Source organism: Mangrovicoccus ximenensis (genome assembly GCF_003056725.1).
Lineage (GTDB): Bacteria > Pseudomonadota > Alphaproteobacteria > Rhodobacterales > Rhodobacteraceae > Mangrovicoccus > Mangrovicoccus ximenensis.
Genome location: NZ_QBKZ01000016.1, coordinates 46,565 through 60,669 on the forward strand (window position 1 = coordinate 46,565; position 14,105 = coordinate 60,669).

Here is a 14,105-nt window from a genome sequence, read left to right on the forward strand (position 1 = left end):
TCAGCCCCTCACCACCCGGAACCGGGAGAGCATCAGCGCCAGCACCATGAAGAGGAGCGCGGTCGCCAGCAGGATATCGGCAATGTAGGAAGGCACGCCGGCCGAACGGCTCATGCTGTCCGCGCCGACGAAGATGCCTGCCACGAACAGCGCCGAGACCACGACGCCCAGAGGATTGAGCAGCGCCAGCATCGCGACGACGATGCCGGTATAGCCGAAGCCCGGCGAGATGTCGGCGGTCAGGTTGCCCTTCAGCCCCGCGACCTCGGAAAAGCCGGCCAGCGCCGCCAGCCCGCCGGAGATCAGCGCGGTCTTCGCCAGCACCGCGTTGACCGGCATCCCGGCAAAGCGCGCCGCGCGGGCATTGAGGCCGACGGCGCGCATCTCGAAGCCGAGCGTGGTCCTGGCCTGCACCAGCCAGACGCCGAAGGCGCAGATCAGCGCGAGGCCGAAGCCCCAGTGCAGCCGAAGCCCCTCGACGATCCGCGGCAGCCGCGCCTCTTTCGGCAGCGACGGCGATTTCGGCCAGCCCATGCCCATCGGATCCTTCATCGGCCCCTCCAGGAGGTAGCCGACGAAGAGGAGCACCACGAAGTTGAGGAGCAGCGTCGTCACCACCTCGTCGACGCCGAGCTTCGTCTTCAGGAGCGTCGGGCCAAGCAGCATCGCCGCGCCGGCGATCACCGCGCCAGCGGCCATGGCCGGGATCACCAGCGGGCCCGGCAGGCCCGATTGCGTGCCGATCAGCACGGTGGCGACCGCCCCGAGATAGAGCTGCGCCTCCGCCCCGATGTTCCACAGCTTCGCGCGGAAGGCGACGGCGACCGCGAGCCCGGTGAAGATCAGCGGCGTCGCGCGGTTCAGCGTTTCCAGCCGCGCGAATTTCGTGCCGACCGCGCCATCGACGATCTGGCCAAGAACGGCGGCCGGATTGCCGCCCGCAACAGCCGCGAGCAGAGCGGCGACGACCACGGTCGCAGCCAGCGCTGCTGCCGGATAGCCGAGCCGGCGCGCCAGCGTCGGCGCCTCGACGGGTTCAAGCCGCATGCCGGCCTCCCTGCCCGGCCATCCACAGGCCAAGCTCCTTCACCGTGATCTCCCCCCGCGCGAAGGCAGGCGACAGCTCGCCGTCATGGATCGCGTGGATCACGTCCGACAGCGCGCGGAGTTCGTCGAGATCCTCCGAGATCAGCAGCACCGCCGCGCCGCGCTCCCGCGCCGCCAGCAGCTGGCGGTGAACGTAAGTGACTGCGCCGATATCGAGCCCGCGGGTCGGCTGGTTGGCGAGGATGATCGCCGGACCGGCCTCCAGCACGCGGCCGAGGATCAGTTTCTGCATGTTGCCGCCCGACAAGAGCCGGATCGGCACCGACGGCCCCGGACAGCGCACGTCATAGCCCTCGATGATCGCCTCGGCGCGCTGGCGCGCCCGGCCCCAGTCGAGCCAGCCCTTCCGCGACATCGGCGGGCGGGCGTAATCCTCGAGCATCGCGTTCTCGGTCAGGTCGAAATCGGCGATCGTGCCGGTGGCGTGGCGGTCCTCGGGGATGCGGGCGATGCCCTGCGCCACCGCCTGGCGCGGCGACCAATCCGCAAGCGCGGCGCCCTTCAGCGCGACGCTCCCGCTGTCGGGCACGTCGATAACCCGCTTGACGGGCACGAGGATCTTCATGTGTGTCTCTCACGGCGGCAAATCTGTTCCGGCATGCAAGCATGTTCCGCGCGCTGCCGCGAGGCGTGCAACGGCGAGGGCCTTGATCGGGAATTCCTATGGCCATGGCACAGGGCGGGGACATGGGCAGGTGGCTGTGCGCCAGGACGGCCCCCTGCTGCCATAGCGTAGCCCTATGTAGGGCATAGGGTGCAACGTCCGGTCCGGCGAGGCTCCTCGCCCTCCTCCGGTTGCAGGCATAGCTTCGGCCTGCCGGCGCGGCGGTGCGTCCGGCCGCAATGTCCTGTCGGGGGAATGCCATGGCTGCATCGGACAGATCGCTGCTGGTCGCGATCACACTGAAGGTTCTCTATGTTCTGCTCACCGTGGTCATGCTGTCGCTGGTGCGGGCCATGGACGGCGTGCCGGTCACGCAGGTCATGTTCTTCCGGTGCTTCTTCGCGATCCTGCCCGTCCTCGCCTTTCTCGCCTGGCGGTCCGAACTCAAGGGCATGTTCCGCACGTCACGGCCGCTGGCCCATGCCAGGCGCACCGTGATGGGCGTCACCTGCACCGGGCTGACCTTCGTCGCCGTGCAGAACCTGCCGTTGCCGGAGGCGGTGACGCTGCAATATTCCCAGCCGCTCTTCGTCGTCGCGCTGTCCGCCATCTTCCTTGGCGAGCAGGTCCGGGCCTTCCGCTGGGGGGCGGTTGCCTTCGGCTTTGCCGGGGTCCTGGTGGTCAGCTGGCCGAAGCTGACGCTGCTGGCCGATCCGGGGCAGCTGAGCCATGCGCAGCTGGTCGGCGTCTCGGCGGCGCTGGCCGGATCGGCCGGGGTGGCAACCGTGCTGCTCCTGGTCGGCGACCTCGTGCGGACCGAACGGCCTGCCACGATCACGGCCTGGTCCTGGCTGGTCTCCTCCAGCCTGCTGGCCTTCACGGCATTCGGCGGATGGGTGATGCCGAGCCTGCAGCAAGCGGTGCTGCTGGTGCTGACCGGCATCATCGGCGGGACGATCCAGCTCCTGATGGCCCAGAGCCTCAAATTCGCGCCTGCCTCGGCCACGGCGGCGTTCGAATACACGTCGCTGATCTTCGCGGCCGCAATCGGGTTCTACGTTTTCGGCGACATTCCCGGGCTGAACACGCTGGCCGGCGGGGCCATGGTGATCGCGGCCGGGTTGCTGATCATCTGGCGCGAACGGCGCCGCGGCAAGGCGCGGGCCGCCCGGACCGGGCTCGTTCCGTCCTCCTGAGCCGGGAAGCGGCAGGCGGACGGCCGCCGCCTGCCGGGTGGCTCAGGCCGCGGCCAGGAGCGGGGGAAGGTCGAGCTGGTAGCTGCGGATCGCGTTGCCGGCGAAAAGCGCCAGCTTCTCGCCATCCGAACAGTGCCGCAGCAGGTGCTTGTAGGCGTTGAAGGTCGGAACGTAGCCGGCTGAGCGGCCGTCGGGGGGAAAATTGCTTTCCATCATGCAGCGCCGTGTGCCGAAGGCCTCGATTGCGGTCTCGACATAGGGCGCCCAGGTCTCCGCGAGCTCCTCGTAGCTGACCGGGTCCGGCCGGTCCTCGAAACCGAAGCCCCAGATCGGCATCCCCAGCCCACCGACCTTGCACAGCACGTTGGGGCGCTCGGCCAGCTTGCGCAGGTTGCCGGACCAGCGGCGGAACATGCCGTCCCGTTCGGCCGCGGACATGCCGACCCCGACGGCATTGCCCATGTGGTTGAGAACGATCGTCAGATCGGGGAAGCGGTCGGCCAGTGCGGCGAGCCGCGGCAGGGACGGGTCGTAGATGGCGGCGTCGAAGATCAGGCCGCGTTTCTGGAGCTCGGCCAAGCCGTTGGCGAATTCGGGATGATCGAGCAGCCCGGAAGGCGGCCTGCCGGACATGATGAAACGGAACGGCCGGTCGTCGGGATAGTCGAGCGTGACCTGCCGGATGCCGCGGAACCGGTCGGCTGCGGCGGCCATGCAGGCATCGAGCAGCTCGCCGATGCGGGCGCCGAAGGTCAAGTTCGCATGCCCGATGATCCCGGCATTGACCTTGCATTTGCCGTACTGCCCGGCCGCGGTCATGTCGGCGAGGCCGTTGGCGAATTCGACCTCGCCCAGCGGCCGCATCCAGTCGCTGCCGCTGTGCGGGCGAAGGTCTGGGTCTCGCAATAGACGGAGGCCACCACGTTGTGCCCGCCCTGTGCATCCGCGAGGTAGTCGTCCAGCATGTAGCGGTTGCCGGGCAGGTCGAAGAGATGGAAATGTGAATCGACGATCGGAAGGTCGGGGTCGAGGACGGGGTCGTTCCGTCCCTCGTGGCGCTTGGTTTGCATGTGGAATGGTCCTCCCTCGAATGGTGTTCCGTGCGGTCCCGGGCCGGCCAGCGGCCCGGGACCGGCGGGGGTCAGCCCAGAACGCCGGGCAGCCAAAGGGCAATGGCCGGGAAGCTGATCAGCAGGGCCAGGGTGGCCGCATCGGTGGCCACGAACCACATCGCTCCGCGGAACACGGTGGCCAGCGGCACCTGCCCGCGCAGGGCGGAGCCGATCACGTAGCAGTTCAGCCCCACCGGCGGCGTCACCATCCCGACCTCGAGAAGCTTGATCACGATGATGCCGAACCAGATCATGTCGACATTCGCGGCCTGCAGCAGCGGGAACAGGATCGGCAGCGTCAGCAGCATGATGCCCACGCCCTCGATGAACATGCCGAGGATCAGGTAGATCGCGGCGATCATGATGATCAGCGTGACCTGGTCCGTGGCAAATCCGAGCAAGGCCGAGGAGACCGAACGCGGCACGCCGGTCATGCCCATGAAGCTGGTGAACATGGTGGCGCCGACGGCGATCAGGAAGACGGTGGAGGTCCCCAGCGCGGCCTCGCGCACGGCGCTGCGCAACATCTCCCAGTTCAGCCGCCCGCGCAGCGCGGCGAGGACGAGCGCGATCGAGGCACCGACAGCGCCGGCCTCGGTGGGGGTGATCAGACCGAGGAAGATGCCGCCGAGCACGCCGAGGATCAGCGTCGGCAGCGGCCAGACTTCGCGCAGCGCCTTGCGCTTCTCCTCGGCGGTGGGGGTGTAGGCGATCGGCGGGGCGAGGCGCGGGTTCAGCCTGGCGCGCAGCATGATCATCGCCATGTACATCGCCGCCGACAGCGCGCCCGGCAGGAAGCCCGCCATGAACATCTTGCCGACCGAGACATTGGCGAAGATTGCGTAGACGATCATCAGGATCGAGGGCGGGATCATCGAGCCCAGGGTCCCCGCCGAAGCGATCGTGCCGGTGGCGAGGGCCGGGTCGTAGCCGCGCTTCAGCATCTCGGGCACGGCGATCTTCGACATCGCCGCAGAGGTTGCCACCGACGAGCCGGAGGCCGCCGAGAACATCGCGCAGGCGCCGACGCCGGCGCAGGCAAGCCCGCCCGGCACGCGGCGCAGCACGATCCTGAGCGCCGCGAAGAGCCCGTCGGTCAGCCCGCCATGCGAGGCGACATAGCCCATCAGCAGGAACATCGGCACGGCGCTGAAGCTCCAGTTGGCGATGAAGTCGAACGGGATGGCGCGGGCGATGCCGACCGCGACCTGGAGCCCGAGCGCCGCCCAGAGCCCGCAGAAGGAGACGAGGATCAGCACGATGCCGATGGGCACCCGGAGCGCGATCAGCAGGAGCACGAGGCCGGTGCAGGTATAACCGATTTCAAGCATCGACATGGGTCAGTCCACTCCGTGGTCGGGATCGTGCGGCGCGGCGGGGACAAGCTCGTCCCGGGCCCGCGCGCTGAGGGCGAGGTTCGCGGCATGCACGAGGCAGACCAGCGCCGTGACCGTGAGCGAGATCGGCAGCAGGAAGCGGGCCGGCCAGATATAGACCCGGACCGCGCCCATCACGATTTCCCGGCGTTCGAAGGCGGCCACGGCATCGGGAAAGGTGATCCAGGCAAGTCCGCCATAGCCCGCGGCGCTCAGCAGCAGCGCAAAGCCGGTCACGCCGATTTGCATGCGGCGCGGCATCATCTGGTAGAACAGGTCGACCGCGATCGACTGGCGCGCCATCTCGACGAAGGCCATGGGCAGGACCACGATCGAGAGCATGTAGTAATAGGCGGTGATCTCCAGCGTGCCCTGGAGCGGCATGTTGAGGACGTTCTTCAGGATCACGTCCAGCGTGACATGCAGCATCATCGCGAGCATTGGCAGGGCCGTGACGGTCAGCAGCATCTCCGACAGCCAGGCAAGGGGGGTTCTCTTCATCTCTCCTCCCGAGGTTCGGCCCCCGCAACCGGGGGGTGAAGCGCCGGGCCTCCCTGCCCGCCCGGGCATGCCGGTTCGCTCTGCCCGACAATCCACCATTCCGTGCGCGAGCACCCATCCCGATTGTCCTTTGCGTCGGACAGCTGCCGCCTATGGCTCGGAGAAACCCCGCCCGCAGGCCCGGCTTATCGCCTAATGATTGCAGGTGACGGACGGTCCCGGCGCCGGAGGAGGATGCCGGCCGAGCCGACGATCTGACCCAGGAGGAGACAAGACATGACGGGGTTCAGCACATTCATGGCGGCAGGCGCGCTCGGGCTTGCACTGGCCGGTCCGCTAGCGGCGGAGACCTACCGGATCTCGTATTTCCAGCAGGACGGCGAGACCACCGTGGTGGCCGGACGCTGGTTTGCCGAGCAGATGGCCGAGCGCACCGGCGGCCGCATAGAATTCGATTTCTTCACCGGCAGCGTGCTCTTCCCGCCGAAGGCGCATCTGCAGAGCATCGGCGCGGGCGTCGTCCAGGAAGGATCGCAGAATTCGGGCTACACGCCCTCCGAGCTGCCGCTGTCGAACGCGCTGTCGTCCTACGGCTTCCTGCAGCCGGACCCGACCACCATGGGCGCCGCCTATGCCGACTGGGTGATGCACGACCCGGCCGCTCAGGACGAGTACCTGTCGCAGAATGTCGTGCCGGTGGGAGGGTTCTCGACGCCGAACTACCCGATCATCTGCAACACCCGCCAGCCGGTCACCTCGCTCGAGCAATTCCGCGGCCTCAAGATCCGCTGGCCGGGCGGGGCAAGCGCCAAGCTGACCCAGGATCTGGGCGCGATCCCGGTGAACATCCCCGGCAACGAGATCTACCAGGCGCTGCAGAACGGTTCGATCGACTGTGCCGGCATCCTCGCGGCTTGGCTGAACATCGACAATTCGCTGGAGGAAGTCTCGCGCAGCACCACGGTGCTGGACTGGGTCGGCTCCTACATCTCGCCGGCGCAGAACTGGAACCGGGATTTCTGGACGTCGATCTCGGCCGAGGACCGGGCGCTGGTCTTCGAGCTGGCGGCGCGCACCCAGGCGAAGATCCAGATCCGCTTCAACACCGACAGCCAGAAGGCGCTCGAGACGGCGGCCGCCAAAGGCCATCAGGTGGTCGAGCCCGACGACAGCATCCGCGAGGCGGTCGCGCAATGGGTGGATGACGGCGTCGGCGACATGGCCGGAGTTGCCCGCGACACCTATGGCGTGGCCGATCCCGAGGCGCTCTTCGCGTCCTTCGCTCCCTATGTCGAGAAATGGACCGCGCTGGTCGAGGGCATGGAGGACAGGAACGACGAGGACGCGTTCACCCAGCTCCTGCTCGACAATCTCTACAACGATCTCGATCCGGCGGCCTACGGGACGAAGTGAGCCGCTGCCGCCCGGACCAGACGTCTTGCGGGGCGGGGGGCGGCGACGGCCTCCGCCCTTTCGATGTGGTTTTGGGCAGAAAGCATCCGCTTTCCGGTCCGGATGCCGTGCCGGTGATCTTGTCGTTTACATCATAGGCGGTACCTATAGCATATTTCCGTTGCCTGCCGGGAGGAGACCGCGGGCAACGGGCAGGCCGGGCCAGGGAGGACACAGGGCATGCAGCACAACCAGGGATATCCGATCAAGTTCCGCCAGCTTCTCTATCTGAAGGCGCTGGCGGAGCACGGCTCGATTTCGGCGGCGGCCAGCGCGCTCAACATGGCGCAGCCTTCCCTGTCCGAGACGATCGCCAAGCTGGAGAAGTCGCTCGGCGTGCAACTGGCCGTGCGCGGCGCGCGCGGCATCCAGATGACCGAGGCTGGCGACATGCTGGCCCGCGGCGGCGCCGAGCTCCTGGAGAAGCTCGACGAGCTGGTCACCCAGGTGCGGCACTGCTCCACGGAGCCGAAGGGCAAGGTGTCGGTCGGCATTCCGCCGGGGCTGAGCCTGCTGCTGTCGGTGCCGCTCCTGGAAACCATCTATGCCGAATATCCCGATATCCGCCTGTCGATTTCCGAGGCGGTGACCGGCGACATCCTCGACTGGCTCGATCGCGACCGGCTGAATCTCGGGCTGGTCTACGAGGCCTATGACAACGCCAACTTCAGCTTCGAGCCGCTTCTGGTGGAGGAACTCTTCCTGGTGACCGCGCCGGACAACTGGGAGGGCGAGATCGGCCCCGACGGCGTTGCGCTCGACAGCGTGAGCGCGCGCGACCTGGAACGGCTGCCGCTGATCACCACCGGCTACCATGCCTTCGGGACCCGCGGGCTGCAGGGCAAGGTGGCGCGCTCGCTGGGGATCGAGCTGAACGTGATCGCGACGCTCGACTCGCTGCCGCAGATCGTCGAGATGGTCAGCCGCGCCAGCGCCTATGCGATCCTGCCGCACGGGGCCGTGCACCGCCAGGTCGAGCAGAAGCGCCTGGCGCTGGTGCGGATCAAGGAACCGGTGATCCGGCGCACCGCCTATCTGGCGCGCAAGCGCACCCAGGCCGTGCCGCGCGCCGTCGACATCGTCGAGGAGACGGTGAAGGTGATCCTGCGCGAGCTTGTCGAAAAGTTCGGCATCGAAGGCACATTGCCCTATTCGCCGGAGATCGCTCCGGTTGCGGAGCTTCCGCCGGAGCCGAAACCGGACGCGGCCTGAGCCGCGCCGGGGCAGGGCCTCATTCCGGAGGCAGCCCCGCCGATCTGGCCGTCGTCGGCCGGATCATGCTCCGGCGTTCCCGCCAGATGATCGCCAGCCCCGCGGCTGCCAGGATGGCGCCGCCATAGATCGTGCTGCCGTCGGGGATGTCGCCGAAGACGGCGAAGCCGAAGGCGGTGGCGAAGATCAGCGACGTGTATTCGAAGGGCGCGGTGGTCGAGGCCGGGGCGGAGCGCAGGCTTTCGGTCAGCGCCAGCTGCGAGAGCCCGCCGACCAGGCCGATTATTGCCAGGATGGCGGCCTGGCGCGCATCCGGAACGACCCAGCCGAAGGGGATGGTGAAGGCGAGGATGGCCGAGGCGTAGATGCCGAGCCAGATCGCGATGGTCGTGGATTTCTCGGTGCGCACCAGCTGGCCGACCAGCAGAAGCGTCAGCGCCAGCGTCGCAGCGGCGGTCAGCGCGGCGCCGGCGCCGATCAGCTCGGCATCGCTGGCAATGGCGGTGCCGCCGCCGAGCAGCGTCAGCTTCGGCCAGGTGACGACGAGCACGCCGAGGAAGCCGAAGCCCACCGCCGCCCAGCGGAACAGCCGCACCGTCTCGCCCAGGATCAGCGCCGAGAGCGCCACCACGAAGAGCGGCTGGGTGTATTGCAGCGTGACCGCCTCGGGCAGCGGCAGCGACCGCACGGCGAGAAAGGTCAGGCCCATCGTCGTCAGCGACAGCAGCGCACGGGTGAAGTGGCCGAAGGGACGTCGGGTGCGGATCGCATCGCGCAGCTGGCGGCGCAGCGCCAGAATGGCGACGATCGGCAGGATCGCGAGGAGCGAGCGGAAGAACATCAGCTGGGTGACCGGCATGCCCTGGACCAGCTTGACCAGCGTGAGCATCGCAGCGGTCAGGAAGAGATGGAGGATCTTGAAGCCGATCGCGCGGATCGGACTGTAGGGGTCGGCCGTCATTGGCGGGGTTCCGTGGATGGGGCGGAGGGCAGGCGGCTGGGCCGCCGGGAATGCGGCAGGATCGCAAGCGGCTGGGGCCGCCCGGTGCGGAGGCCCCGCCGACCAGAGGGACCGGCAGGGCAGGGGCTCAGCGGTAGACCATGTCCGGCAGCCAGGTGGCGATCTGCGGGAAGGCGATCAGCAGGAGCGCCATGGCCAGCATCGGCACCAGGAAGGGCAGCGCGCCGATGGCGACATCCGCGAACTTGCCGCCGCGCGTTCGCACCCCCTGCGCGACATAGAGATTCATGCCGATGGGCGGCGTGATCAGCCCGGCCTCCATCAGGATCACGGTGAGAATGCCGAACCAGACGCCGGTGAAGTCCTCGGCGCCGAGCTGCACGACGATCGGGAAGATCACCGGCACGGTGGTCAGCATCATCGACAGCGTTTCCATGAACATGCCCAGCACGATGTAGAAAAGCACGATGATCAGCATGGTCTCCACCGGGCTCAACCCGAGGCCGCTGATCACCGCGAGGATCGCCTTGGTCACGCCCATGAAGGCGAAGACGAAGTTCAGGAACAGCGCGGCCAGCACGATGAACAGGATCATCGCAGTGGTCTTCATCGTCCCGAGCGCGGCTTCGGCGATCATCGACAGGGTCAGCGTGCGGTTCACCGCCGCCAGCAGCAGCGCCATGCAGACGCCAACGGCCGCCGCCTCGGTGGGCGTGGCGATGCCTGCATAGATCGAGCCGACGACGGCCAGGAACAGCAGCAACGGCGCGGCCAGGTCCGGCAGGCAGGCGAAGCGTTCCTTCCAGCTGGTCCTGACCCGCGTCCCGCCCCAGGACGGACGCAGCGAGCAGGCGACGAGCACCGCGAGCATGAAGGACAGTGCCAGCAGCAGCCCGGGAATGAAGCCCGCCAGGTAGAGCTCGGGAATCGAGGTCTCGGTCAGCACGCCGAAGAGGATCAGCGAGACCGAGGGCGGGATCAGGATGCCGAGCGTGCCGCCGGCGGCGAGCGAGCCCATGAACAGGCTCTCGTTGTACTTGTGCCGCTCGATCTCGGGATAGGCGGCGACGCCGATCGTCGCCGTGGTCGCAACGCTGGAGCCGGAGGTCGCCGCGAAGAGCGTGCAGGTGCCGATATTCGCATGGATCAGCCCGCCGGGCAGCCAGGTCAGCCATTTGCTAACGGCGTTGTACATCCGGCTGGCGATGCCCGAGCGCAGCATGATCTCGCCGAGCAGGATAAAGAGCGGCGCCGAGACCAGCAGGAAGTCGATGCTTTTCTCCCAGTAGATGTTGCCGATCGCCCGCGAAAGGCGGCCGTTCATGTAGACGTCGTCAAGCCCGAAGCCCAGCAGGCCCAGAACGGCGCCGACCGGAATGGCGGCGACCAGCAGCACGACGATGGCGATGACAATCCAGAGCGCGGCCATTACCGGGCCTCCTTCTTCTGGTGATGGGAGACGTCGATATGGGTTTCCTCCTCGATCGCTTCCTCGATGCTGGGGATGCCCGCGACGCGGTTCACATGGGCGTAGTCGCGGCGCAGCAGCGAGACCACGGCGCAGATTGCCAGGAACAGCGCGGTCAGGAAGAACAGCACATAGCCGAGCATCCAGAAGAACTGCGGCATCCAGAGCGGGATGCTGACCACGCCGACGGTCATCGTGCCCGAATTCCAGGACTTGGAGAACACGCCGTAGATCGATTTCGTCAGGGTCGCGACGAAGATCAGCAGGAGTACCATCGCGACAGCGTCGAGCACGGCGCGGATGCGTGGCGGAAGGTGGGTGTAGACCGGGTCGATACGGATGTTGGCGCGGTCGATCAGGGCATAGGGATAGGCGACGGCGGTGGCGGCGGCGAAGACGAAGCCGGCGATCTCGGTCGCGCCGCCCAGCGTGACGGGCGTGAACTTGCGCAGGATGACGTCGATCGTGATCATGACCGCGACCAGGATCATCCCGAGCCCGCCCGCGATTGCCGCGGCGCGCGCGACCTTCTCGAGCCCGGCATGGGTTTTTCTGAGAGACATGGGGGAACCTGAATGGTGAGTTCGGGGAAGGTGCGCCCCGCGGCGCACCCTGCTGTGGCGCCTGCCGGCCTACGGGGCGGCCGTCAGTCCGAGCGTGCCGCCGACAAGTTCGTTCCATTCCGCCGCGCAGCCGTCGCCGCAGCGCTCGGCCCACCGCTTGAGGACATAGGTCTCCACCGTCGGCTTCAGCGCCTCCTCTTCGGCGGCATCCATGCTGATCAGCGTCATGCCGCCCGGCTCTCCGATTCCGCAGGGGCCGTCGGTCAGGCAGGCGAGCGCTTCCTCGGTGGCGGTGACGGTGAACTCTTTGTAGCGCGCTTCGAGATCGGCGAACTGCTCCGTCATGAAGGCCTGGGTGTCTTCGTTCAGGCTGTTCCAGGTGTCGCCGTTCATCGCGAGGAAATGGGTGGAGTAGCCTGCCGGCAGGTCGACGATGGCGTTGGTGATCTGCTGCATCTTGGCGCCATAGGCCGCGTTCGGCGCGGTGATCGCGCAGTCGAGCACGCCGCGCTCCAGCGCCGGCACGATGTCGGCGAAGGCCATGGTGACCGGGACGCCGCCGAGACCTTCGACAAAATTTGCATAGGCGGTGCTGTGGACCCGCATCTTCTTGCCGCGCAGCGTGTCGAGCGTGAAGCCCTCGGTCTCGGCCTCCGACAGCTTGCAATAGGCCTGCAGCTTGGGCTGGACGTAGAGCACCATGAGCTTGGCGTGGTGGTTCTCTTCGAACTGGGTTTCGAGAAGCGGGCGGTAATCGGCAAGGGCCGCGCGGAACGTCTCGAGATCGTTGGTCAGGCCGGGCAGTTCAAGGCCCTCGACGATCGGGCTGGTGCCGGAAATATAGCCGATCACGCCGAAGCTGATGTCGCTGGTGCCCAGTTCCAGCAGTTCGAGGATCTCGAAGCCGGTCAGTCCGAGTTCGGTATAGGGCACGGCATTGGTGGTGATCTTTCCGCCGGAGCGTTCCGGAAGCTCTTCGTTGAAGAAGGGCAGTTCCAGCGTCGTGACGAAGTTGTTGGTATGCGTTCCGGTCACGATCTCGAAATGCCGCTTCTGAACTTCCGCTTGGGCAGAAGCTGCCCCGAAAAAGGCGAGTCCTGCGCCTGCGAGCGCAAGGCTGCGCAGGATTGGAGATGTGGTCATTTTCTGTCCTCCCTGGGTGCCATGGTGGAAAGGGCACTCCTGTATTTCCGGTGCCTCCGGGGGCCGGCTGGCGGCGGCTTTCCATGCATAACTGATACCATTGCCCGGGGCTCCGGTCATCGGGGACAGCTATAGGTGCACCCCGTCCTGACCATCGCCTGGACCAATGGAGAATTTTCACTCCGCGAAAGAACGCGGCATCGTTCCAATAAATGGACAATGGAGAGGACGGGTTCGGGACGGGGTGAAGCTTCTTTTTTTCCTAATTTCATATTCTTTTGGGCAGAATTCATTCCGTTGTTCAGTTGGCAAGCGGCGCCTTCCTGTCGGTTCCGGATAGGAAAAACCGATAATTTCGACAGGCGGGGCCAACGCGCTCCTGCACGGACCCGCATGCTGGCGGAAGAACTTCGAAAAGCTTGCCTTGATGTTTTCGAGCCGTTACCAAATTCGGAAGGAAGATGCCCCCGGAACCGTGCGAAAAAATTTCCACAATGGAAAATTCTGGGGGCGTGAAAGGGTTCGTCGCGTTTCGCCGGAGAGCTGAAAACGGGGTTGCAGGAATGGTTTCGGCCATTGGGGATTCCTTGGTATGGAGAGCGAAAGGCCAGTCCAGCGCTGCGAACGCGCAGGGCGTGCGGTCGCTTTTCGCCGCGATGGGCGGTTCGGGATTCTACGGGGCACTCACCCGGATGCTGTCGGAACTCGCCGGGGTCGACGATTATCACGTCTTTTCCTTGGATGCCGGAAAACCGGAGCTCATTGCCAAGGGCAGTCTCGACGGCGGCTGCGGGGCCGGGCGCCAGTTCGAGATCTACATGCAGCGCCGTCTCTGGCAGCAGGACAGCACCATCCTCCAGCTCTGTCCCCCGGACGGCGCCGAAACGCTCCTGCTGCGGACCGACGCAGCGACCGTGCCCTGCCGCCGCCTGCGCGAGCATTGGCGGCAGGAACAGTTCGCCGAACGGCTGATGATGTGCTGCTGCGAGGGTGGCAGGCCTCTCGCCATGACCCTTGTCCGCCGGGAAAACCGGCCCTTCGCACGTGACGGGCTGGACCGGCTCGCTTTGGCGGCGCACCTGCTGCTGCCGCTGCTGGCGCGCCACGAGGAGCTGGCCTCCGAGCGGGGCAGCCACATCCGTGCCCTGACCTCGCTGCCCGTGATCGAGGGTATCCTCGCGTCTGCGGACACAGGATTTCCGCCCCGCGAAAGCCAGGTCTGCGCCCGGCTGCTCTACGGGATGAGCGCGGGCGCGATCGCGGCGGATCTCGGTCTCGGCACGGAAACGGTCGTGTCCTACCGCAAACGGATCTACCAGCGGCTTTCGATCGGCAGCCACCGCGAAATGCTGCTGTGGTAGCTGCAGCTCTCCGGCGGGGCTGCCGACCGTTCCCCGCCGCAATGACGCC

13 protein-coding genes and 1 pseudogene are annotated in these 14,105 nt (G+C 66.9%); 4 read left to right on the forward strand and 10 right to left on the reverse strand.

Annotated elements, in window-relative coordinates:
* Complete coding sequence (locus C7T91_RS20455; protein ID WP_108260871.1) at nucleotides 1–1,047, reverse strand: ABC transporter permease; 1,047 nt, start codon at nucleotides 1,045–1,047, stop codon at nucleotides 1–3.
* Nucleotides 1,037–1,615: pseudogene (locus tag C7T91_RS20460) on the reverse strand (ABC transporter ATP-binding protein); the annotation flags it as partial. The gene C7T91_RS20455 and the pseudogene C7T91_RS20460, both read right to left, overlap by 11 nt.
* Before the next feature lie 356 nt (nucleotides 1,616–1,971).
* Here C7T91_RS20460 and C7T91_RS20465 point away from each other — a divergent pair.
* On the forward strand, nucleotides 1,972–2,907 hold the full coding sequence (locus C7T91_RS20465) for a DMT family transporter (RefSeq protein WP_108260872.1): 936 nt from the start codon (nucleotides 1,972–1,974) through the stop codon (nucleotides 2,905–2,907).
* 42 nt (nucleotides 2,908–2,949) lie between these two features.
* On the opposite strand, the gene C7T91_RS20470 is transcribed toward C7T91_RS20465, so the two are convergent.
* The 4 genes from C7T91_RS20470 to C7T91_RS20480 form a co-directional block, all read right to left on the reverse strand.
* Entirely contained in the window at nucleotides 2,950–3,771 is an 822-nt protein-coding gene (locus tag C7T91_RS20470; protein WP_201742176.1) for an amidohydrolase family protein, read from the reverse strand.
* Nucleotides 3,723–3,977: a hypothetical protein gene (locus tag C7T91_RS33705; protein ID WP_201742177.1), complete on the reverse strand. Its 255-nt coding sequence runs from the start codon at nucleotides 3,975–3,977 to the stop codon at nucleotides 3,723–3,725. The genes C7T91_RS20470 and C7T91_RS33705 overlap by 49 nt, the downstream gene beginning before the upstream one ends.
* 71 nt (nucleotides 3,978–4,048) lie before the next feature.
* Nucleotides 4,049–5,356, reverse strand: coding sequence for a TRAP transporter large permease (locus tag C7T91_RS20475; RefSeq protein WP_108260873.1), 1,308 nt, complete (start codon nucleotides 5,354–5,356; stop codon nucleotides 4,049–4,051).
* A 3-nt stretch (nucleotides 5,357–5,359) separates the two neighbouring features.
* Entirely contained in the window at nucleotides 5,360–5,896 is a 537-nt protein-coding gene (locus tag C7T91_RS20480) for a TRAP transporter small permease subunit (protein WP_161556023.1), read from the reverse strand.
* A gap of 276 nt (nucleotides 5,897–6,172) precedes the next feature.
* Between C7T91_RS20480 and C7T91_RS20485 the strand changes: the two genes are divergently transcribed.
* Nucleotides 6,173–7,309, forward strand: coding sequence for a C4-dicarboxylate TRAP transporter substrate-binding protein (locus tag C7T91_RS20485; RefSeq protein ID WP_108260875.1), 1,137 nt, complete (start codon nucleotides 6,173–6,175; stop codon nucleotides 7,307–7,309).
* Between the two features lie 219 nt (nucleotides 7,310–7,528).
* Complete coding sequence (locus C7T91_RS20490) at nucleotides 7,529–8,560, forward strand: LysR family transcriptional regulator (RefSeq protein WP_108260876.1); 1,032 nt, start codon at nucleotides 7,529–7,531, stop codon at nucleotides 8,558–8,560.
* 19 nt (nucleotides 8,561–8,579) lie between these two features.
* Here C7T91_RS20490 and C7T91_RS20495 read toward each other — a convergent pair whose 3' ends face one another.
* The 4 genes from C7T91_RS20495 to dctP form a co-directional block, all read right to left on the reverse strand.
* Nucleotides 8,580–9,521, reverse strand: coding sequence for a DMT family transporter (locus C7T91_RS20495; protein WP_108260877.1), 942 nt, complete (start codon nucleotides 9,519–9,521; stop codon nucleotides 8,580–8,582).
* A 127-nt stretch (nucleotides 9,522–9,648) separates the two neighbouring features.
* Complete coding sequence (locus C7T91_RS20500; protein ID WP_108260878.1) at nucleotides 9,649–10,950, reverse strand: TRAP transporter large permease; 1,302 nt, start codon at nucleotides 10,948–10,950, stop codon at nucleotides 9,649–9,651.
* On the reverse strand, nucleotides 10,950–11,552 hold the full coding sequence (locus tag C7T91_RS20505; RefSeq protein WP_108260879.1) for a TRAP transporter small permease subunit: 603 nt from the start codon (nucleotides 11,550–11,552) through the stop codon (nucleotides 10,950–10,952). The genes C7T91_RS20500 and C7T91_RS20505 overlap by 1 nt, the downstream gene beginning before the upstream one ends.
* 69 nt (nucleotides 11,553–11,621) lie before the next feature.
* Nucleotides 11,622–12,695, reverse strand: coding sequence for a TRAP transporter substrate-binding protein DctP (gene dctP / locus C7T91_RS20510; RefSeq protein WP_161556024.1), 1,074 nt, complete (start codon nucleotides 12,693–12,695; stop codon nucleotides 11,622–11,624).
* Nucleotides 12,696–13,330: 635 nt separating this feature from the next.
* Between dctP and C7T91_RS20515 the strand changes: the two genes are divergently transcribed.
* On the forward strand, nucleotides 13,331–14,056 hold the full coding sequence (locus C7T91_RS20515; RefSeq protein WP_161556026.1) for a helix-turn-helix transcriptional regulator: 726 nt from the start codon (nucleotides 13,331–13,333) through the stop codon (nucleotides 14,054–14,056).
* The last annotated feature ends 49 nt before the right edge of the window (nucleotides 14,057–14,105 follow it).

Coding starts and splice junctions, on each gene's coding strand:
- C7T91_RS20475 (WP_108260873.1), bottom strand. CDS start 5,356: ATGTCGATGCTTGAAATCGGTTATACCTGCACCGGCCTCGTGCTCCTG.
- C7T91_RS20485 (WP_108260875.1), top strand. CDS start 6,173: ATGACGGGGTTCAGCACATTCATGGCGGCAGGCGCGCTCGGGCTTGCA.
- C7T91_RS20465 (WP_108260872.1), top strand. CDS start 1,972: ATGGCTGCATCGGACAGATCGCTGCTGGTCGCGATCACACTGAAGGTT.
- C7T91_RS20505 (WP_108260879.1), bottom strand. CDS start 11,552: ATGTCTCTCAGAAAAACCCATGCCGGGCTCGAGAAGGTCGCGCGCGCC.
- C7T91_RS20500 (WP_108260878.1), bottom strand. CDS start 10,950: ATGGCCGCGCTCTGGATTGTCATCGCCATCGTCGTGCTGCTGGTCGCC.
- C7T91_RS33705 (WP_201742177.1), bottom strand. CDS start 3,977: ATGCAAACCAAGCGCCACGAGGGACGGAACGACCCCGTCCTCGACCCC.
- dctP (WP_161556024.1), bottom strand. CDS start 12,695: ATGACCACATCTCCAATCCTGCGCAGCCTTGCGCTCGCAGGCGCAGGA.
- C7T91_RS20480 (WP_161556023.1), bottom strand. CDS start 5,896: ATGAAGAGAACCCCCCTTGCCTGGCTGTCGGAGATGCTGCTGACCGTC.
- C7T91_RS20495 (WP_108260877.1), bottom strand. CDS start 9,521: ATGACGGCCGACCCCTACAGTCCGATCCGCGCGATCGGCTTCAAGATC.
- C7T91_RS20490 (WP_108260876.1), top strand. CDS start 7,529: ATGCAGCACAACCAGGGATATCCGATCAAGTTCCGCCAGCTTCTCTAT.
- C7T91_RS20455 (WP_108260871.1), bottom strand. CDS start 1,047: ATGCGGCTTGAACCCGTCGAGGCGCCGACGCTGGCGCGCCGGCTCGGC.
- C7T91_RS20470 (WP_201742176.1), bottom strand. CDS start 3,771: ATGCGGCCGCTGGGCGAGGTCGAATTCGCCAACGGCCTCGCCGACATG.